General features: G+C 59.4%; 15 protein-coding genes. 5 read left to right on the top strand and 10 right to left on the bottom strand.

Going from position 1 to position 19,965, the window contains the following annotated elements; translation table 11 throughout:
* Together rpoZ and gmk are read right to left on the bottom strand one after the other, a co-directional pair.
* A complete protein-coding gene (gene rpoZ, locus J8Z22_RS00500; protein WP_028112586.1) occupies window positions 1–279 on the bottom strand; it encodes a DNA-directed RNA polymerase subunit omega in 279 nt (92 codons plus the stop codon).
* 59 nt (window positions 280–338) lie between these two features.
* A complete protein-coding gene (gmk, locus tag J8Z22_RS00505) occupies window positions 339–962 on the bottom strand; it encodes a guanylate kinase (protein ID WP_028112587.1) in 624 nt (207 codons plus the stop codon).
* A gap of 277 nt (window positions 963–1,239) precedes the next feature.
* On the opposite strand from gmk, the gene J8Z22_RS00510 reads away from it, so the two are divergent.
* Window positions 1,240–2,982 carry a glycoside hydrolase family 3 protein gene (locus tag J8Z22_RS00510; RefSeq protein ID WP_252008323.1) on the top strand — a complete coding sequence of 581 codons (1,743 nt, stop codon included), beginning with the start codon at window positions 1,240–1,242 and terminating at the stop codon, window positions 2,980–2,982.
* On the top strand, window positions 2,979–4,121 hold the full coding sequence (nagA, locus tag J8Z22_RS00515) for an N-acetylglucosamine-6-phosphate deacetylase (RefSeq protein WP_252008324.1): 1,143 nt from the start codon (window positions 2,979–2,981) through the stop codon (window positions 4,119–4,121). Before J8Z22_RS00510 ends, nagA begins: the two co-directional genes overlap by 4 nt.
* Here nagA and J8Z22_RS00520 read toward each other — a convergent pair.
* From J8Z22_RS00520 to cobA, 5 genes are read right to left on the bottom strand one after another with little or no spacing between them, the layout of a single operon-like run.
* Complete coding sequence (locus J8Z22_RS00520; RefSeq protein WP_252008325.1) at window positions 4,110–5,804, bottom strand: bifunctional protein-serine/threonine kinase/phosphatase; 1,695 nt, start codon at window positions 5,802–5,804, stop codon at window positions 4,110–4,112. The genes nagA and J8Z22_RS00520 overlap by 12 nt on opposite strands.
* A complete protein-coding gene (locus tag J8Z22_RS00525; protein WP_028112591.1) occupies window positions 5,794–7,263 on the bottom strand; it encodes a NarK family nitrate/nitrite MFS transporter in 1,470 nt (489 codons plus the stop codon). Before J8Z22_RS00525 ends, J8Z22_RS00520 begins: the two co-directional genes overlap by 11 nt.
* Window positions 7,264–7,291: 28 nt before the next feature.
* On the bottom strand, window positions 7,292–7,624 hold the full coding sequence (gene nirD / locus J8Z22_RS00530; RefSeq protein ID WP_028112592.1) for a nitrite reductase small subunit NirD: 333 nt from the start codon (window positions 7,622–7,624) through the stop codon (window positions 7,292–7,294).
* Window positions 7,621–10,137 (bottom strand): nitrite reductase large subunit NirB, encoded by a 2,517-nt coding sequence (nirB, locus tag J8Z22_RS00535; protein WP_252008326.1) that lies wholly within the window; start codon window positions 10,135–10,137, stop codon window positions 7,621–7,623. The genes nirD and nirB overlap by 4 nt, the downstream gene beginning before the upstream one ends.
* Before the next feature lie 10 nt (window positions 10,138–10,147).
* Window positions 10,148–10,933, bottom strand: a complete 786-nt coding sequence (gene cobA, locus J8Z22_RS00540) for a uroporphyrinogen-III C-methyltransferase (protein WP_252008327.1) — start codon at window positions 10,931–10,933, stop codon at window positions 10,148–10,150.
* A gap of 357 nt (window positions 10,934–11,290) precedes the next feature.
* Here cobA and J8Z22_RS00545 point away from each other — a divergent pair, with 357 nt between their 5' ends.
* A complete protein-coding gene (locus tag J8Z22_RS00545) occupies window positions 11,291–13,936 on the top strand; it encodes a nitrate reductase (protein WP_252008328.1) in 2,646 nt (881 codons plus the stop codon).
* Window positions 13,937–14,035: 99 nt separating this feature from the next.
* The gene (locus tag J8Z22_RS00550; RefSeq protein WP_252008329.1) at window positions 14,036–14,518 is read left to right on the top strand and encodes a Dps family protein; all 483 of its coding nucleotides are present in this window, start codon (window positions 14,036–14,038) and stop codon (window positions 14,516–14,518) included.
* Between the two features lie 95 nt (window positions 14,519–14,613).
* Here the strand turns inward: J8Z22_RS00550 and J8Z22_RS00555 are convergent, their stop codons facing one another.
* Entirely contained in the window at window positions 14,614–16,347 is a 1,734-nt protein-coding gene (locus J8Z22_RS00555) for an OPT family oligopeptide transporter (RefSeq protein WP_371878074.1), read from the bottom strand.
* Between the two features lie 229 nt (window positions 16,348–16,576).
* Between J8Z22_RS00555 and J8Z22_RS00560 the strand changes: the two genes are divergently transcribed.
* Window positions 16,577–17,269, top strand: coding sequence for a TetR/AcrR family transcriptional regulator (locus J8Z22_RS00560; RefSeq protein WP_252008331.1), 693 nt, complete (start codon window positions 16,577–16,579; stop codon window positions 17,267–17,269).
* Here J8Z22_RS00560 and J8Z22_RS00565 read toward each other — a convergent pair.
* On the bottom strand, window positions 17,266–17,637 hold the full coding sequence (locus J8Z22_RS00565) for a hypothetical protein (protein WP_252008332.1): 372 nt from the start codon (window positions 17,635–17,637) through the stop codon (window positions 17,266–17,268). The two genes, J8Z22_RS00560 and J8Z22_RS00565, sit on opposite strands and share 4 nt — an antisense overlap.
* Before the next feature lie 48 nt (window positions 17,638–17,685).
* The gene (locus J8Z22_RS00570) at window positions 17,686–19,941 is read right to left on the bottom strand and encodes a hypothetical protein (protein WP_252008333.1); all 2,256 of its coding nucleotides are present in this window, start codon (window positions 19,939–19,941) and stop codon (window positions 17,686–17,688) included.
* Window positions 19,942–19,965: the final 24 nt, after the last annotated feature.

The following is a 19,965-nucleotide window of genomic DNA, read 5'->3' on the forward strand; positions in this document are numbered from 1 at the left end:
TTACAGTGCGCGTCCTTCGGCGATGGCGGCTACCGCTGCCAGTTCTGCCGCTTCCTGTTCGCGCTGAGCTTGCAGCTCCTGCTCGTCCAGTGTTTTCGCATCGATAAGGCCGGACTCGATTTCGCGCAGTGCGATAACCGTAGGCTTATCGTTCTGCTCTTCGACCAGCGGTTCCTTGCCGTTTACAGACAGCTGACGTGCGCGACGAGAGGCCACCAAGATCAGGTCGAAACGGTTGCCAATCTTATCTACGGCGTCTTCAACAGTTACCCGTGCCATGAGAAGGAACTCCTGTGTTTGAGCTTAAAAAAATGACGCAAAAGTGTACATGATGTTGGCTAGTCTGCCAACAGATCATCTAGCATATCATTGTGAGTGATCCTTTGCCCAGCTAGATGTAGCCGGTTGGCCTTCACAATGGTGGAAAATTCGTTCAGGGCGGTATCGAAATCGTTGTTTACGATCAGATAGTCGTATTCATCATAGTGGCTCATCTCATCCACGGCATCGGCCATGCGGCGGGCGATGATGGTCTCACTGTCCTGACCGCGGCTGTTAAGGCGACGCTCCAGCTCCTTGCGGGAAGGCGGCAGGATGAAGATGCCGATGGACTCCGGCATGGCGGCTTTGACCTGGCGGGCACCCTGCCAGTCGATGTCGAGAAACACGTCGATGCCGCGATCCAGGGTTTGCTCAATGGTGATGCGGGAGGTGCCGTAGTAGTTGTCGAACACCTCGGCCCACTCAAAGAAGGCGTTCTGGTCAATCAGGGCTTTGAACTCGTCTTTGCTGACAAAGTGGTAATGCACGCCATTCTCTTCACCTGGGCGCGGCGCTCGGGTGGTGTGGGAGACGGACACCTGCATGTCGGCGGGCTGGTCTTGCAGCAAAGCGCTGATCAGCGATGATTTTCCGGCTCCGCTTGGTGCCGACACAATGAATAAATTGCCACGACGAGTCATGGTAAAGGTCCACCCTATATTCGAGTATCACCTGCCGGGCAGGGCTCGGTTAGGGGCCACACCAGACGGGAGTCTAAAGAAAGCGTAGTGGTGAAGGGGCAAACACGCCCAACCACTGGGATTGAGGCGGCGTAAAGTACCACGAATGGGGGTATAAATCACCCGTGACCGAATACGGCGGCCACATTTCTTCGATGCAGATGCGGTTGCAGGCTTGATAACTCATTGAAGGGGTGGGACTCTTGGGGCCACAAGCCAAGCTGTCCCATGATGGATCATGACGTTAGAACAACAGATTGCGCAAAAACTGATGCTGGACCTGCGCTATTTCGGCGCCACGTCAGCAACCCGTACTCCGATGCGAACCCTGCCGACAGAACTGGCGGCCCTGATTGCCGATACCGGCCTGGGCGGGGTGATTCTGTTTGCAGAGAACCTGCAGGACCCGGAGCAGATCCTGACCCTCACCGACGACCTGCAGCTGGCGGCGGCCGCCTCCAATTCCGGTATACCGCTGCTGATTTCGGTGGATCAGGAGGGGGGCCGGGTGTGCCGGACGCCGCGATCCTTTACCACCGCCTTTGCCGGCAACATGGCGCTGGGCGCCACCGATGAGCGTCATGGCGATGGCTTGACCCTGGCCTGCGCCGCGGCCATGGCGGCGGAGTTGTCGGCGTTGGGCCTCAATGTCAACCACGCCCCCTGTGTCGATGTGAATAACAATCCCGACAATCCGGTGATCAATGTCCGCGCCTTTGGCGACGATCCCGACCTGGTGGCGCGCCTGGGCGAGGCCCAGGTGCTGGGGTTGGAGGAGGCCGGGGTGGTCGCGACCCTGAAGCACTTCCCCGGTCACGGCGACACTTGCGTCGACAGCCACACCGGGCTGCCGCGGGTGGATCATGACCGATCGCGGTTGGACAAGGTGGAGCTCAAGCCCTTTGCCGACATCATCGCCCGGCAGCCACCCGGCATGGTGATGACTGCCCATGTGCAATTCCCGGCACTGGACAGCACCGAACTGGTGGGGCGTGATGGCAAACCGGTACTGGTACCGGCCACCATGTCCAGAGCCATCATTACCGATCTGCTGCGGGGGCAACTGGGTTACCAGGGCGTGGTGATCACCGACGCCATGGACATGGGCGGCATCAGCGACTATTTCGAACCCCTGGAAGCGGTGATTCAGGCATTTGCTGCCGGCGTCGACATCGCATTGATGCCGCTGCGGGTTCGGTGCCCGGAGGATCTTCAGCGTCTGCCGGCACTGATTGCCGGCGTGGCCGCCGCCGTGGCGGATGGCCGCCTGTGCTCCCAGGCCCTGTCGGCCTCGGCTCAGCGGATTCTGGACCTGAAGTGGCGCTTCAAACTGGGTAACCGTCGAGCTTCTCGGGCCCAGCGGTTGCAGTGGGCCGAGTCGGTGCTGGGGTGTGAGCAGCATCGGCTACTGGAGCAGCAATTGGCCCAGGCGTCCATTACTCAGGTGGGCGCGGCCAGTGTCTGTTTGCCGCCAGCCGGATCCTGGCTGTTGTTATTACCGGAACTGGCTCAGGGGCAGGCACTGGCATCGGCGCTTCGACGTTTCGGAGACTCGAGTCTGCAGATTTTGGTGTTGTCGCCGCGTCACCATGAGGACAACGTCATTCGCGCTGCGATGGCCACGTCGGACGTGGTGATCGGCGGCTATGTCTCGCCCCGTCAGAGCGTGGCGGAACTGGGCGGCATGGATGATCTGGCTCGACTGACCGAGCAGCAGTTGATTCGGGCCCACGACCCGCTGCGGTTAAAGGGATTAATGAAAGAGGCCCGGGAAACCGGTAAGTGGGTGGTGCATCTGAGCCTGCGGGCACCCTACGATTGTCGCATTTTTGCCAAAGAGGCCCATTGGATGTTGGCCAGTTACGCCTATCACCTGGATCAGACTTCACCGCCGCACAGTGCCAGTTTCGATGCCCTGGCCAGGGTGTTGCTGGGTCAGGCAACCCCTCAAGGCAGCCTGCCGTTGAAGGAGGTGCTATGACAGTAAGGTATCGGATTGATCGTTTGTTTGACGGCCGGCAGATGCTGGCTGACCGGGTGCTGACCGTTGCCGACGGGCGGGTGGTGGCCGTGGATCAGCAGTGTCAGCATGCCGACCTGCACCTGGCGGGCATCGTTGCGCCAGGGTTGGTGGATCTGCAGGTCAATGGTGGTGGTGGAGTGCTGCTCAATGACTGCCCCGACCCGGCCGCCATGGCGCGTTTGTTTCAGGCTCACGCCGGCCTGGGCACCACCTCGATGCTGCCGACGGTGATCACCGATTCGGTGGCGGTGATGACTGCCGCCGCCGACGCGGTCGCCGAGGCCCGTCGTCACAACCCTCATGGCATCATCGGCATTCACTTCGAAGGCCCGCACATTGCTGCTGCCAAGAAGGGGGCCCATTGCGGTGAGCAGATTCGACCGTTGTCCGAGGCCGAATGGCAGCTGTATCAGCGCGACGATCTTGGGGTCAAGCTGGTGACCCTGGCGCCGGAAACAGTGAGCTGTGCCGAGATTCAGACGCTGACGGCCATGGGCGTCCGGGTGTTTTTGGGGCACTCCAATGCCAGCGCCGATCAGGCGCAGCAAGCCCTGAAAGCCGGGGCCGTTGGCTTTACCCACCTGTTCAACGCCATGTCGGCGTTTGGTTCTCGCGAACCGGGCATGGTCGGGGCGGCGCTGCTCGATGACAGCAGCGTTGCCGGTTTGATCGCCGATGGTCAGCATCTGGACTATCGTTCCGCCCGGGTGGCGCTGCGCTGCAAAGGGGCGGACAACATCGCCCTGGTAACCGATGCCATGCCATTGGTGGGCAGTGACCTGCAGCGGTTTACCCTGGTGGATCGGCAGGTGCATCGACAGGGGGATCGTCTGCTGGCTCACAGCGGTGAGCTGGCGGGATCGTTGCTGGACATGGGCGCGGCGGTACGCAATGCGGTGTTGCACCTGGGCGTCAGCCTGGAGCAGGCACTGCGGATGGCCAGTGCGGTGCCGGCGCGGGTCCTGGGGCTGGAGGCCGTCTATGGTCACCTGCGCCCCGGTGCCGTTGCCAACCTGGTGTGGTTGTCGCCTCAGCTTGACGTTCAGGGCACCTGGGTGGCTGGCCAGAGACAGGACGTTGAGACGTTACCCCAGTAACCACTGGGCGATCAGGGCGGCCATCAGCACCGCACTGACGCCCTGCCAGAACCGCACCGGGTGACGCTTAGCCAGGGGCAGGCTGGGCTCGTTGGCATCGCTTCGCGGGTGGCGCAACCGCTGCTGCAATTCTGATAATGAGCTCAGTCGTCGCTTGGGGTCGGCGGCGGTGACCTGTTGCAACAGTTGGTCCAGCCACAGCGGCTGGTTGGGCTGCCACTGCCTGAGACTGCGGTAGCGCCAATCACTGAAGCGCTTTCGTTGACCCGGACGTTTATTGGCGTACGGCCGTTGCCCGCACAACAATTCGTACAGGATGATCCCCAGAGAGAACAGATCGCTGCGGTTGTCAGCAGGTTGCTCCAGCTGGGTTTCCGGGGCGCTGTAATCCACGGTGCCCACGGCCTGAGACAACTGCTGCCAACCGGGCAATTCCTGCAGGGAGCCGGCGCCAACGCTGCCGAAATCAATCAGCTTGATGTGGCCATCGGCGTCGATCATGATGTTGTCCGGCTTCAGGTCCCGGTGCACCATCTGTTGCCGCTGCAGGGCGCGCAGTCCGGCGACGATCCCGTCCACCACCGGTCGCAACTGTTGAATCTCCGGAGTGGGGTGATCCTGGTGCCATTGCGACAGCGTCTGACCATCGATGTACTCGCAGATCAGGTACAGGAAGCGGCTGTTGTGATTCAGGCGGGTGGTCATGAGGTTGGGGTGGCTCAGGCACTGACCGACCCAGGCTTCACGGGCCAAAGCCGCCAGTTGGCTGTGGTGGTCTTCCAGGTTGGGGGACGGGGCCTTGAGGACCCACAGGCCGCCTTGCTGCCGATCCCGAACCAGGTACAGGTGAGAGCGGGGGCTGGCATGCAGGCAGCGCACTACCTGATAATGATCCAGGCTCTGGCCAGCGGTCAGGACCGGCGGTATGGCCAGATGTTGCCACTGTTGCAGTAACTGCTGTGGCTGATCGCCGGGACACTGCTGCACCTCGATGATCAGGCAACTGATGTTGTCACGACTGCCTTGTTGCTGTGCCAGCCTGACTAATCGTTGAGCGCTGGTCTCGAGATCCTCTTGGCGCGACAATTCGGCCTTTATCTGCTTTGGCCGAAGGTGATCGTGGAAGCCGTCGGAACTGAGCACGAAGCGATCCCCGGCCTGCAGCCGCAGTTCATGGGTATCGACCCGCAAGTGGGGGTCGGCCCCCAGTGCCCGGGTCAGTACCCGGCCATTATTGTGGCTGGCGGTCAGCACCTGCCACTGTCCGTCACGGATCAGCGCCATCTGGCTGTCACCGACCTGGTACAGGTAGCCCTGATTGCCTTTAAGCACCAGGGCGGAAAAGGTGGTCAACCATTGTTGCTGGCCGAGACCGCAATGACACAACCAGTGGTTGAGGGCGGCCAACAGCTTCGAGGCGCGGCGGTGAGTGCTCCAGCTGGCCGGGGTGGCGTAGAAGTCCTGCACAAAATTGGTGACGCTGAGGACCGCGGCCGGACCGCCATGGCTGGCATTGGAGACCCCATCGGCCAAGGCCGCCGCCCAACCGTGATGCTCGGCTTCCCGGGCGCCGGGGCGCGCCAGGGCAAAGGCGTCCTGGTTGCCGGATTTGGCGCCGGCAGCCGAGTGGCCACCGAACGCCAGGGATAACCGGGTCTGACCGGTGACAGGGTTAGCCGACACGGATCAACTCCACGCTGCCGTCTTCACGAATCTCGGTGATCTGACCCCGGGGTTCCTCCATCAGCAGCAGGGCCAGCAAGCCCACCACGGCCGTGGCGGCGATGACCCAGAAAAACGTGGCGTAATCCACCATCGACAGCACGGTCAGGTAGACCACGGCACCGACGTTGCCGTAGGCCCCGGTCATGCCGGCTATCTGGCCGGTGAGGCGGCGTTTGATCAGTGGCACGGCGGCAAATACCGCCCCCTCTCCGGCCTGGACGAAGAAGGAACAGGCCATGGCGGCGACGACGGCCAACAGCAGCGGCCAACTGGCGTCGATCTGGGCCATCAATGCGTACCCCAGGGCCAGACCCGTTGTCAGTATGATCAGGGTCCGCTTGCGGCCAAAGCGGTCGCTGAGCCAGCCGCCGCCGGGGCGGGAGGCCAGGTTCATAAAGGCGTAGGCCGAGGCCAGCATGCCGGCGTACACCATATCCAGCTCAAACACCTCGGCAAAGAACAACGGCAGCATCGAGACGACCGCCAGTTCGGAGCCGAAGGTGGCGAAATAGAGCACGTTCAGTACCGCCACCTGCTTGAATTTGTACCGGTGCTCCGCGGCCACCGGCGCTCGAAAGACTCCCTTATTGACCCGATAGGCCTGCACCACCTCCAGAACAAACAGCAGCCCAAGCGTGCCATACAGGCCGTAAACCAGAGGCTGACTCAGCAGCTTGACCCCGGCAGGGGAGAGCTTCCAGGTTAACAGGGCCAGGGCGGCGTACATCGGCAGCTTCATCAGCAGCAACAGGGCGAAATCACCTTTGCTGGTGACCTCCATGGCGCCGCTCTGTTTGGGTTTGAAGTAGGTTGAGCCCTTGGGAGTATCGTTAACGTTCTGGTACCAGATGACGCTGAACAGCAGGCTGAGGGCACCGGTTACCGCCACGGCGTAGCGCCAGCCGTCGTCACCACCGAACCACAGCGCCAGCAGCGGCAGAGTCATGGCGCCCGCGGCGGAGCCGAAGTTGCCCCAGCCGCCGTAGATCCCTTCGGCAGTGCCCAGCTCATGGGCGGGAAACCACTCGCTGACCATGCGGATGCCCACCACAAACCCGGCGCCGATGAAGCCAAGCAGGAATCGCGACAGGGCGGCGGTAGCAAAGTCGTCGGCAAAGGCGAACATAAAACAGGGCAGGCTGCACAGTGCCAGCAAGGCGGCGTAGGTCAGCCTGGGACCGTAGCGGTCGGTGAGCATGCCAATCACCACCCTGGCCGGAATGGTCAGGGCCACGTTGAGGATCAGCAGGGTCTTCACCTGAGCACCACTGAGGCCGAGGGAGTCGGCGATCACGCCCAGTAGTGGTGCGTGGTTGAACCAGACGAAGAAGGTGATGAAAAAGGCCATCCAGCTGAGGTGGAGGATTTTCATCTTGCCGGTAAACGAAAGCAGCTTAATGCCGTCATGGGTTTGCATGGGTTACTCCTTTAACCAAAATTGGGGCTCAGTGGCGCAGCTGCACCTTGCCGTCCACCGTACGCACCGGATAAGTGGGCACCGATACAGTGTCGTCCTGCAGGCAGCGGCCGCTGCTGAGGCAGTAGTGGTGGCGATATAGGGGGGAGCTGACGGTCAGGGTGCCGTCCACCTCTGCCAGCAGTCCGCGAGACATGACGTTGGCTTTGCCAAGGGGATCGTGGTTGCCGATGGCGTACAGTTCGCCATTGGCCAGGTAGAAGATGGCCACCTGTTTGTTGTCCAGCAGGGCACAGACGCCGCTGTCAGGGCTGAGGTCGTCGAGGGCGCAGATCTCCTGCCAGTGGGATGAAGTACTCATGCCAACTCCTTGATGTCGATGGGGGCGGGACGGATCTGACCGCGCTCTTCGGTAAAGCGCACGCCGTCGTCACCGCGTTTGCTGTTGATGAAATGTTGAAACTGCTTCAGACGTTTGGGGTCATCCAGGGTGGTTTTCCATTCACATTGATAGCGATCCACCAGCGCCTGCATCTGTCGTTCCAGCTCGGCATTGAGTCCCAGGCTGTCGTCGATGACCACCTGTTTGAGGTAGTCGAGACCGCCGTCGAGGCTCTCCAGCCATACCGAGGTGCGCTGCAGGCGTTCGGCGGTGCGAACGTAGAACATCATGATGCGATCGATGTAGGTGATCAGGGTGGCGTCATCGAGATCGGTGGCAAACAGGTCGGCGTGACGGGGGCGCATGCCGCCGTTGCCACCGACATACAGGTTCCAGCCCTTGTCGGTGGCGATGACGCCGTAATCTTTACTCTGGGCTTCGGCGCATTCGCGGGCACAACCGGACACCGCCAGCTTGATTTTGTGGGGGGAGCGGATGCCTCGGTAACGGTGCTCAATGCGGATCGCCATGGCGGTGGAGTCTTGAACGCCGTAGCGACACCAGGTGCTGCCGACACAGGATTTGACCGTCCGCATCGCCTTGCCGTAGGCGTGGCCGGTTTCAAAACCGGCGTCCACCAGCCGGCGCCAGATGGCTGGCAGTTGTTCCATGCGGGCACCGAACAGATCGATGCGTTGACCGCCGGTGATCTTGGTATACAGGCCATACTCTTTGGCCACCTGGCCGAGGACGATCAGCTTGTCGGCGGTGATCTCGCCGCCGGGAACCCGAGGGACCACCGAGTAGGTGCCGTCTTTTTGCATGTTGGCCAGGAAGCGGTCGTTGGTGTCCTGCAGGCCAACATGGGCGTCGTCGAGGATGTAATCGTTCCACAGCGAGGCCAGCATTGAGGCCACTGCCGGTCGGCAGATTTCGCAGCCACGGCCCTGACCACACTGGGTCAACAGGGCGTCAAAGGTTTTGATCTCCCGCACTCGCAGGATGTCGAACAGTTCGGTACGCGAGTAAGGGAAGTGGTCGCACAGGCTATGGTCGACGGTCAGGCCCTGTTGCTCCAGCCGGTTATCCAGCAGTTGCCCCACCAGTTGGCCACAGCCGCCGCAGCCGGTGCCGGCCTTGGTGCAGCTCTTAAGGCTGGCCAGGTCACAGGCGCCGGCATCAATGGCCTCGATGAGGTCGGCCTTACTGACGTCGTGGCAGGAGCAGATCTGGGCCGAGTCCGGCAGGGCATCCACCCCGGACCCGGCCGTGCCGCCCTGCTCCTGCAGCGGCAACAACAGCGATTCAGGAGGCTGCGGCAGTGGCATCTGGTTCAGGCACAGCTGCAGCCAGTTGCCGTAGTCGCTGGCATCCCCCACCAAGACCGCCCCCAGCAGTTTGGTGCCGCTGTCGTCGACGACGATCTTTTTGTACAGGCCGTTGGCGTGGTCGCTGAAACAGTAGCTGAGGGCACCGGGGCTACTGCCGTGGGCGTCGCCGATGCTGGCGACGTCGACGCCCAGCAGCTTCAGCTTGGTGCTCATGTCGGCGCCGCTGAAGGCGGCTTGCTGGCCTTGAATGGTGGCGGCCGCCACCTTGGCCATCTGGTAGCCCGGTGCTACCAGGCCAAAAATGCGTTGCTGCCACAAGGCGCATTCGCCGATGGCGTAGACGTTGGCGTCTGAGGTCTGACACTGGTCGTTGATGACGATGCCGCCGCGGTCGCCGATCTGCAACTGGCCTTGGCGGGCCAGCTGATCCTGAGGCCGAATGCCGGCGGAGAACACCACCATATCGGTATCCAGGCTGCTGCCGTCGGCAAAGCTCAGCCGGTAGCGACAGGGGCCGTCCGGGGTGGCGTCGATGCTTTGGGTGGCTTTGTCGGTGTGTACCGTCAATCCCAGTTGCTCGATCTTTTGTCGCAACAAGGTTCCACCGCCGTCGTCCAGTTGCACCGCCATCAGTCGCGGGGCGAACTCGACCACGTGGGTTTGCAGGCCCAGGGTATTCAGGGCATTGGCGGCTTCCAGTCCGAGCAGGCCGCCGCCGATGACCACGCCGACCCGACTGTCGGAGGCGGAGTGTTGAATCGCCTGCAGATCCTCGATGGTCCGGTAGGGGTGGATGTGCGCTTGGTCCCGCCCCGGAATGGGCGGCACAAAGGGGTAGGAGCCGGTGGCCAGCACCAAGGTATGGTACGCGTATTGCTGACCGTCGCTGCAGGTCAGCGTCTGCTCGGTGGTGTCGATGCTGAGCACTCGGGTCGACAGGTGGCTGATTACCCCTTGCTGCTGGTAGTCCTTTGGGTGGGCCAGGGCCAGGTCATCGGCGTTGCCGCTGTCAAAGTAGCGGGTCAGCTGTACCCGGTCGTAGGCCAGTCGAGGCTCTTCGGCAAACACCAGCAACTCAAAGTCGCTGCAGCCAGCCATCTCTTCGATAAAGCGGTGGCCAACCATTCCGTTGCCGACAACCGCAATTATGGGTTTGGTCATGACTCTCTCCTTAAGCAATCGCTTGTTGGCTTTGAGGGGGCTGCTGCCACCAACTTAGGGAGTCGGCCAGGCGGACTACCTCGCCAACGTAGATCAGGGTGGGGCTGTGCAGGTGGTGGCGCAGTGCGTCAGTGGCCATCTGTTTCAACGAGGTGATGACCACCCGTTGTTCGGGGCGACAGCCGTTTTCCACCAGCGCCACCGGCGTGGCGTCGCTCATGCCATGCAGGCTCAGTTGGTGGCGGATGTGAGGCAGTTGGTTCAGGCCCATGTAGAACACCAGGGTCTGGTTGCCTTTGGCCAGGGCGGCCCAGTCCAGTTGCAGCTGGGTATTGGCCTGGCCGGTGATCAGGGTGCAACTTTGGGACAGACCCCGATGGGTCAGGGGAATGCCGGCGTAGCTGCCACAACCGCTGGCGGCGGTGATGCCGGGGATCACTTCGGCGACAATGCCCGCCTGGTGCAGGGCCAGTAACTCTTCGCTGCCACGACCAAACACAAAAGGGTCACCGCCCTTGAGGCGCACGATCCGATGACCCTGACGGGCCAGTGCCACCATGCGTTGATTCAGCCGTGACTGGGGCAAAGCATGGTTGTGGCGTTTTTTGCCCACGTAGATGGCGCTGGCACTGTCGGGAAAGCGCGCCCGAATGGCCTCGCTGACCAGGTTGTCATACAGGATCACATCGGCGTGCTGAATGCGGTCCATTGCTTTGAGGGTAAGCAACTCCGGATCGCCGGGGCCAGCGCCAATCAGGGAGACCTGATAGGGAACAGAATCGGACGGGGTTCGCATTGTGGCGATCTCCTGCTGAAAAGAAACGGTATTCAGACAGGGGCAAGAGCGGTGCCACAACGTGATAACTTCTGTTTATTGGCGCTTATATTGTTAATAAACAGAAGGTTGAGTTTGGTTTGGTTTTTTTGGGGCTTGTGGGGGGAGCCGCAATTCTCCCTCATAATGCACCGTTATGAGGCAGAGCTGCACTAAAGGTGGGACATTATTCATTTGAAGCGAGTGCTCATTCGGTTCTGGTTGGAATGTTAAAATTTAAACAATTGATTTAATGCAATAAATTATTAATTCGCACCCTTGGCCTCAGTGTTGCAATAGTCAGGCAATCCCATACCGACGCCCACACAGGAGAGCCCGATGACTGAGACCCGAACCACCTGCCCGTACTGCGGCGTTGGCTGCGGCGTGCTAGCCAGCGTCAACGGTGATCAGGTGCAGATCCGTGGTGACCAGTACCACCCGTCCAACCAGGGACTGCTGTGCTCAAAGGGGTTGCGGCTGGCGGATACGCTCGGTGAACGGGGACGACTGCTGTACCCGAGCATCGGCGGCCAGCGTGACAGTTGGTCCCGTACTTTGGCCTATGTGGGGCACAAGTTTCGCCAGGCAGTAGAGCAGCATGGGCCGGATTCGGTGGCGTTCTACCTGTCCGGACAGCTATTGACCGAGGACTATTATGTGGCCAACAAGCTGATGAAGGGGTTCATCGGCAGTGCCAACGTCGACACCAACTCCCGGCTGTGTATGTCGTCGGCGGTGACGGCCCATAAGCGCGGCTTGGGCAGCGACAGTGTACCGGGGTGCTACCAGGATTTTGAGCTGGCGGACCTGGTGGTGCTGGTGGGCTCCAATATGAACTGGTGTCATCCGGTGCTGTTTCAGAGGCTGCAGGCGGCGCGCCGAGCCAGACCCCACATGCGCCTGGTGGTGATTGACCCGAGGCGTACCGCCACCGCAGAAGCCGCCGATCTGCACCTGGCCATTCGTCCCGGCGGCGACTTGGCGCTGTTTCATGGTTTGCTGCGATTCCTGATTGAGCAGGGATTGCAGCGCCCGAATGCCCAGCAACTGCCGGGATGGCGCGATACTCAGGTGTCGTTACAGGCCTATGATCTGGACCGGGTTGCCGGTGAGACCGACCTGGATCGCGATGACATTATCGATTTTTATCAACAGTTCGCCGCTAACCCCCGTGTCGTTACCGGATTTTCCATGGGGATCAATCAATCCGAGCAGGGGGTGGATCAGGGCAATGCCATCCTTAACTGCCACCTGCTGACCGACCGCATCGGTCGTCCCGGTATGGGGCCGTTCTCCCTTACCGGCCAGCCAAACGCCATGGGCGGGCGCGAAGTGGGTGGGTTGGCCAACACCCTGGCGGCCCACCGGGAATTGGACGACGAGGTGGCTCGACAGGCCATCGGTGACATCTGGCGTAGCCCACGGATGGCGTCTCGACCGGGGTTGAAGGCGGTGGAGTTGTTTGAGGCGATGGAGCGGGGCGAGATTAAGGCACTGTGGATTATGGGCACCAATCCGGCGGTCAGTCTGCCGGACAGCGGCCAGGTGGCCAGGGCACTTGAGGCCTGCCCTCTGGTGGTGGTCAGCGACTGCATCGTCGGTACCGATACTCAGCGCCATGCCGATGTGCTGTTGCCGGCCACCGGCTGGGGGGAGAAGGCCGGTACCGTGACCAATTCGGAGCGGCGCCTGTCGAGGCAGCGGGCGTTCATGCCTCCTAGCGGCGAGGCGCGGCCGGACTGGTGGATGCTGTGCCAGGTGGCCAAGGCTATGGGGTTCAATCATGGGTTTAATTTCGCCAATGAAGCGGACATTTTTCGCGAACATGCCAGCTTGTCGGCGATAAACGGGCGACTCGGCGGTGAGTTTGATATTGGGGCTCTGGCGACGCTGACCGACGAGCAATACCAGCAGTTGCCGCCGTTGCAGTGGCCTCAGCCCGCGGGCCAGCCGTTGCGACTGAACGACCAGCGCCTGTTTGCCAGTGAGCCCGAAGGCCCGCCGCGGGGGCAACTGCAGCTGTCGTCGTCAGCCACATCACCGGCAGCCCCGGGCTGGGTGCTCAATAATGGCCGGTACCGGGACCAGTGGCACACCATGACCCGCAGCGGCTTGTCGCCGCAGTTGGGCCGTCATCGCCCCTGGCCCGAGGTGGCTCTGCACCCCGAAGATGCCCGCTTGCTGGGCGTGACCGCCAATGATCTGTTAACCCTGCAGGCCGGGGAAGGCGAGCTGCTGCTGCCGGTGGCGCTGTCGGAACAGCAGCGCCGGGGAGAGTTGTTTGCCCCCATTCACTGGAGTGGCCAATTCAGTGGCCAGGCCACGGTGAATGCGGTGGTGGGGCGGGGGCGGGATCCGCTGTCGGGTCAACCCGGTTTTAAGGGGGCCAGGGTGCAGGCCCGGCCGTGTACCGTCAGGGCGTGGGCACAACTGTGGCTGCCAGAGCCGGTGGCGATGCCGGCTGGAGTGGCGGTGTTTTGGTCCAGCCAGACTCACCCTCAAGGAGGGGGTTATTTGCTGGCCAGTGAGTTGCCTATGTCAGACTGCGTGGAGCGGCTGCAACAATGGCTGGCGACGCTGGGGCATGGGCAGCCCAGCGTTTGCCAGGTGTCGGCCGAAGGCAACAGGCAGTTATTTGTCAAAGGAGGACGATTGTTGGCCGCCATGTTTGTGTCTCCCCTGCGTCGGCATTTACCTGGGGATTCCCTGTTGCAGGCGTTACAATCGCCTGTCACTGCCACACAACAGAGATCCCTATTGATGACCCCGACCACCGAATCGCGCTTGCTGTGTTGCTGCTTGCAACTGACGGAAGCGGACGTTGATGCCGCCATTGCCGAAGGGGCCGACAGTGCCGACAAGGTGGCCGACGCCTGTGGCGCGGGCACCGGTTGTGGCTCCTGCCGCAGCGAAGTGATGGAGCGATGCCGACATGCAAAGCATGAATCAGAGAGTGAGGTTCAAAACGCTTTAGTCGATTAGGGCGATAGTTTCCATTCGCTATACCCTTTTAATCCTCAGGTGTAATCTACACCCATTCGCTGCACAACGCAGCCCAAAAGATTCACTGAGGACACCGATATGACCACCACCAATTTGATTGGACTGAACCGAAATGGCGCCGAGGACCTGGCCGCGCAATTGAATGATCTGTTGGCAAACTATCAGGTGCTGTACATGAATGTACGGGGTTTCCACTGGAACATTAAAGGCGCCGACTTCTTTGAGCTGCACACCAAGTTTGAAGAGATCTACAACGTGCTGCTGGAGAAGGTGGATGAGATTGCCGAGCGGGTATTGACCCTGGGCCAACAGCCATTGCACGCCTTTTCCGATTACCTGCAGCTCAGCCAGATTCAGCAGGCCATTAACATCTCAAGTGGAGCCGAAGGCATCGACTCCCTGCTGGAAGGCTATCAGGTGTTGATTGCCAAACAGCGCCAGATTCTCAATGCCGCCGGTGAGCTGGGTGACGAAGGTACCGCGGCCCTGATGAGCGATTATCTGTCTCAGCAGGAAAAAGAGAGCTGGATGCTGGCGGCCTACCGGGGTCGTGGCGCCTGATTCAACCGACCAAGTTTCATCATCATCCTTGCAAGTAGTAAGCAATACATTTCATCATCATCTCTAGTTTTTGAGGGCCTTTTGGCCCTCTTTTTTTATTGCTTCAGAAACGTGACCAGGGTGCCGAGGACCCCGGCCAGGCTTTCTCCGGCAATGAACCCTGCTGCCATTGCAATCAAATAGTGTTTGCTGAACTTTGGCGCCAACACGGTTATCAGCCCGGCCAGGACGGCGCCGAAAACCAGCATCAAGGTGATACTTGCGGGGATGACAAACCCCATTCCTATGGCGGGGGCGCTGGGCAACCAGCGCTGAATATAAGCCGGAGTGGCAGACGCAATCAGTTCAATCGCGACAGTTAGACCGGCCGCCACCAGGATCGCGGCTAACGTGTGCGCAGGAATGGCGTGTAACCCCGAAGTCAGGGCCTTGGCAATGGCGCTCCAGGCTACGACACCCGGAGCTGGCCATTGCTCAGTCATGAGCTGAGCGGCTGGGTCAGAAATGAGCAGACTGAATATCGCCGCGCTGACCACGCAACCGCTGAAGATGCCGCAGCACTGGGCGAGCGTCTGGTGTCTGGGTTGAGTGCCCAGTATCTGACCGGACTTGAAATCATTGAGTAAATCGGTGGCCTGACCGGCTGCGCCACAGGCCACATTACCGGTCATCAGGTTGGTCGTCAGTTGCCCCGGGCTGATGACGGCGTAGGTCAGTTGAGACAGCTTGCCCAGTGCGCCGACCGGAGGAATGCCCGTTTCACCAACGACCTGGGCGGCAATGATGGCAAATAAGAAGGCCAGTGGTACAGACAGCAATGAAGCGATCAGGCCGATGTCAAACAACTGCATCTGCAGCATGACAATCATCGGGGTCAGCAAGAACAGCAGGCCGTATTCGAATCTGCCCCAATCTGGCTTCAATGAGTGGATCGAACGGCTTCGCAACAGCACCCGTAACAGGGTTATCAGCGAGGCCGCGGTCATCATGGTGACGCCAGGCCACAGCAGCCATTCCAGCAGCGGGCTAAACCATTGTTGGTCGTGGGGGCCGGCGGTTACCCAGTCGAGTTGCAGTAGCGTCGGTGCCAGACCGAGCCAGGCGATCAGGCATCCCAGTAACAGGCTTAACGAGGCCCGTGGCCCAATGAGGGCGCCGATGCCCATGAGCATATAGGACGGCTCCAGGACGAAGCCCAGATTCTTAGCGCTGATTTGAGTGCCCGCGACTGCCCCTTTTCCCGTCAGAGAAAAGCCCAGAGAAAGCTTATAGCCAGCGGGGACAAGCAGGCGGTGGCTAATGGCAACCAGCATGGCAACCAACAACACCTTTAGTCGATATTTAGCTGCGATGGAGCGGGTATGGAGGTTGGTAATGACGGCGGCGGTGGCGGTGCCAGAGGGAAAGCGAAGCCGGCTGTTGCTCAACATTGTCGGGCGCACCGCCGAGGCGACACAGACACCGAGCAGGCTGATGGCGATCATCCAGATCACCATCGGCAGGAACTCAAAGGATTCGCCGGTAAGAATCAGGTATGCCGGAATAGGCGCAACCAGACCCGCGGAGACCGTTCCTCCTGCCGCAGAAGCGGCGGTTTGTTGAAGGTTGCTTTCCCGACAGGCCAGAGAGAGGTTGCTGTGGCGACGATGATGAAACGCCAGAGATCCCAGCAAGGCGGCCAGGATTGACATATTGATGGACCAGCCAACTTTGAGCCCCATGTAGATATTACAGGTGCTGAGCAGACCACCTAGGGCAGTACCGGAGGCGAGTGCTCTTAGAGAAAGTGGTGAACAAGCGTTGTTGAGCTGATTTTTCATGACACCCATCAGCAGCGTCGCATTGAACGCGCTTTAAACAATTGGAGTTTTGTTTGGATTGGAATGAAGCATAACTTAATTCTTGTTGACAGGTGTTGTTCCGGTGCTCAGTTTTTTTAATATGATGATTTAATTATTTTAAATTGAGATGTGACACGGCTATTTGTAAAAGTATTGGCGTTTTTACGGCAAAGATTCTTATAATGCTATACACATGTATTATTTGTCATGGAACATCATGTTGAAATTGGAACGAGAGGCTCAGTTGCTGGAAGTGGCCAGAGAGCTGATTCTGGAGGAGGGGATGGTGTCCTTCAGTTTTGTAGAGATCGCCAAGCGAGCCGGCATCTCCAGGGCAACGCTTTATAAGCATTTTTCCGGCAAGGAGGATGTGTTGGTGGGCTTGTTCATCAAAGATGCCAATAGCACCCGTGACATGATGGTGGATATTCAGAATGATCCGGTACTGAATGACAGAGAGAAGTTGATCACTGCGTTGCTTACGCCGGTTTCGATCGCCATGGGGCAGAGGAACTTGTTGGGCATCACTTTTTTGTCCGCGAATCCAGGCATCTACAGCTATGCCACCGAATCTCGTCGGCAGGATTTGGAGCAGCTGATGGCGTTGCTGCGGCAGGTCAGTATGCAGTTTTGGTTTGCTCCCATCGCATCTGGCACATTAAAAGCGTCGAAAGAGCAGGTCTTGCCGGTAATGGCCTCTGTTTACCCCTATCAAAGAGGGTGTGTGATGATCACTCAGAATGTGATGTCCTTCGATAATCAAATTGGCCGCAGTTTGAAAGAGGTGTTTGATAACCTGGTATCGAGTACCGAGGAGATTGGCTGGATCGAGGAGCATCATGCCGTGTCTTATGAAAAGATCCTGAAATCGGTAGGCAAATATGAGCGAGAGTCGATGATTGCCTGCTAACTCAGTGGCACTTCCGAGTGGTGAGACATCAACATTGATCGCCGATAGTGATGGGCCGGCACGGCATCGATCAGTTTCTGCAACGGGGGGAAGTCCAGGCCCAGAGGGCGGATCAACTGCAGAGCCAAGTCATCGATGAGATCTCTATCGCCCTCGAGTTGATGCAGGTAAGAAGCGATGGACGCCAGGGCATCGGTATCATCAATATCTGACTGACACAGCTCTATGCCCTTGAAGGCGATGCGGTTGCAGACGCTGCTGCGGGAGAGATAACGAAACTGCCGCGCCGAGCAGGGGTGACGATTCAGCAGAGCGTCAATGCGCAGGGACAGTTGAGCAATGCGATGTTGTCGTTGTAAGAAAGTCATATCCATAGCTACAGAAGCCCGGCCGAAGCCGGGCTGATTGGTGTTGAATTAGCGGTTGTCGCCGGTGTATTTATAGAACTCGAGGCCCGCGTCTTCGGTCAGGTTGCACCAACTGGTGGTACCGAAGTACAGCTCGCCATTGATCTTCTCGGCATTGCGAATGCCGTTGTTGCACACGTTACCAAAACCATGTTTATCGACGATGGTGGCAGGACTGTCGGTGTTTTCAAACACCGCCATCCAGCCGCCTCGACCGGCGCGCTCATCATTCTGGTTTTGTTCCTTGACCGCATTGTAGAGGAAGTAAGCGGGGTTGTTTTTGTACAAACGCTCCTCGCCCTGCATGCCGCCGTCTTTTGGAATGGGGTTGAGAATGGCGGCCAGCACCTTGGCTTGCTTGGCGGCGTCTTCGGGGCTCATGTCCGGATCTTTTTCCATCAGCATCTCGATGAGGGCGGCTTCCAGCTCGGCACCAACCATGCCAGACATCTCTGCGGCAATGTCATTGGGGTTCAGCACCAAGTCGCCTAGGGCGACCTTGTTGTGGCTGTCTTCATGCTTCCATCCTTCAAGTGGCTCGAAGATGTCATACAGGCCGGCGGTGGCGTTCCAGGTGCCGACAAACAACTTGTCGTCATGCACCGCCATGGTAAAGGTGTACACCAAGCCTTCGTGACCAAATCCCTCTTTGCCGTAGAGTGGTTTCTGCCCCATCTTGTTGGGCTGCATCTCGAAGTGGTATTCATAATCCTTTTTGCCATCGGCGACGAAGACCCAATCCTTCTCGTTGCCATACAGCAGCTCCACCTTGGCGGCATTGCCGTTGACGATATCGGCGGTCTTAATCCTAAACAGCGACAGGGCGCGCCAGGACTTCATCATGAAATCCTGATGCTTGGCGATGGTCAGATCGTCCTGTTTGGTTGCGCTGTTTTTGATGGCACACAGCGGCCCCTCTTCGATGGGCTGTTGAGTTTCCGGGTCGATGCCGACAACTTTGCAGTGCTCTTTGACCAGGTGATCGTAGGCGCCTGAAGTGCCCTGATGGTAGGAGCCGAAGTACAGGTAGTCACCGTAAAACGCATTTGCTGCGAGTTTAGCGCCATGGGCGGCGGTGGTATCCGGATCATACTGGTCGTAGCTAAAGAAGGACTTAAACTCAACGGGGTGTTCTGCGGTAAAGCCGTTGGCCGGCATCTTGTTGGTGTACAGCATCGATGCCGCTTCCCCTTTGGGGTTGTACCAAGCCGAAGAGGCAAAACGGGTGTCGCCGTCGTTGTCGGTAAAGGGGGCAAAGTCACCGACAACACCAAATTTCAGGAAATCTTCGCCGGAGACAATATCAAAACCGTTGCCCATTGAGCCGCCAGTAAATGGGGCGTCCGGGGTGCCGACCCAGCGCAGCATCTGGTTCTTGGAGATTCCGGCCTGGCCACCGGACTGATCCGGGCCGCCGAACCAATACATTCCCTTGGAGCCATCCGGGTGAGTCACGGTTTCGAAACGGCGGACGGTGTCGTAATGGAATTCGCTGTACCCCAGGTATTCCATGTTGGCTTCATTAAAGGCGAACAGTCGGTTGTATCCGATTTTCGGTGCGGTTCCGTCGTTAATCACCTCGGGATCCGGGGTGGCGACATAGCCCATCATAAAGACGATGCCATCCATGCTGCCGGCGGCGCGGAAGGTAAAGGCGTAACGCGTTTCGTCCGGTACCAGAGTGACTTCACCAGTCTCCGGATCCGTGACCGGATTCATGATGCCGATCTCTTTGCCCCGGAAATTCATCATGTCTTCCCAGTACTGATCGCCGTTTTTGACTGTGTCCGGACCGAGGTGGGTGTTTTTACCCGTCGATGGATTGTAGACAAAGGTTTGAGCATCGGGCATTTGGCCGGTGGGTGCCAGCAACTGGCAGGCCATTCGCTCCGATTCAAAGTTCATCAGCGCCACGGGCATCTTCATCGAGATCATTGGCCAGTAGCAATAGACCGAGGTGGAGGCGCCGTACCAGATCTGGCTGTCGGTGGTGGTGGATCCCAACACGTACTGGTTATTGCGCCAGGGCTCGGCCCCATTGGGAAGCGGCTTGCCGGCACTGTAGCCAGAGTAATCCAGCTCGTTACGGCTGTCATGCAGGCCGAACCAGGCGCCGTCGGCGCTTGATTGCATGCTGCGCTCAAAACTGACCTGCAACGGCTCTGATGGCCCTGGTACTTCAATTTCAACGGTCTCATCGTCTGAGCAACCGGCGAGTGTGCCGATCGATGCCATGACCGCTAACGCCGTGACTAGTCTCTTCATAGTTACCTCTGTATTCCTCATTAC

The sequence above is a fragment of the Ferrimonas sp. SCSIO 43195 genome, from assembly GCF_023716685.1.
In the GTDB taxonomy this organism is placed as follows: Bacteria; Pseudomonadota; Gammaproteobacteria; order Enterobacterales; family Shewanellaceae; genus Ferrimonas; species Ferrimonas kyonanensis.

Excerpts from the sequence above, each read along its gene's own strand:
- nirB (WP_252008326.1), bottom strand. The coding sequence starts at position 10,137 with ATGACCAAACCCATAATTGCGGTTGTCGGCAACGGAATGGTTGGCCAC.
- J8Z22_RS00555 (WP_371878074.1), bottom strand. The coding sequence starts at position 16,347 with ATGGGTGTCATGAAAAATCAGCTCAACAACGCTTGTTCACCACTTTCT.
- J8Z22_RS00565 (WP_252008332.1), bottom strand. The coding sequence starts at position 17,637 with ATGACTTTCTTACAACGACAACATCGCATTGCTCAACTGTCCCTGCGC.
- J8Z22_RS00560 (WP_252008331.1), top strand. The coding sequence starts at position 16,577 with ATGTTGAAATTGGAACGAGAGGCTCAGTTGCTGGAAGTGGCCAGAGAG.
- nagA (WP_252008324.1), top strand. The coding sequence starts at position 2,979 with ATGACAGTAAGGTATCGGATTGATCGTTTGTTTGACGGCCGGCAGATG.
- cobA (WP_252008327.1), bottom strand. The coding sequence starts at position 10,933 with ATGCGAACCCCGTCCGATTCTGTTCCCTATCAGGTCTCCCTGATTGGC.
- J8Z22_RS00570 (WP_252008333.1), bottom strand. The coding sequence starts at position 19,941 with ATGAAGAGACTAGTCACGGCGTTAGCGGTCATGGCATCGATCGGCACA.
- J8Z22_RS00545 (WP_252008328.1), top strand. The coding sequence starts at position 11,291 with ATGACTGAGACCCGAACCACCTGCCCGTACTGCGGCGTTGGCTGCGGC.
- gmk (WP_028112587.1), bottom strand. The coding sequence starts at position 962 with ATGACTCGTCGTGGCAATTTATTCATTGTGTCGGCACCAAGCGGAGCC.
- J8Z22_RS00525 (WP_028112591.1), bottom strand. The coding sequence starts at position 7,263 with ATGCAAACCCATGACGGCATTAAGCTGCTTTCGTTTACCGGCAAGATG.
- J8Z22_RS00550 (WP_252008329.1), top strand. The coding sequence starts at position 14,036 with ATGACCACCACCAATTTGATTGGACTGAACCGAAATGGCGCCGAGGAC.
- nirD (WP_028112592.1), bottom strand. The coding sequence starts at position 7,624 with ATGAGTACTTCATCCCACTGGCAGGAGATCTGCGCCCTCGACGACCTC.
- rpoZ (WP_028112586.1), bottom strand. The coding sequence starts at position 279 with ATGGCACGGGTAACTGTTGAAGACGCCGTAGATAAGATTGGCAACCGT.
- J8Z22_RS00510 (WP_252008323.1), top strand. The coding sequence starts at position 1,240 with ATGACGTTAGAACAACAGATTGCGCAAAAACTGATGCTGGACCTGCGC.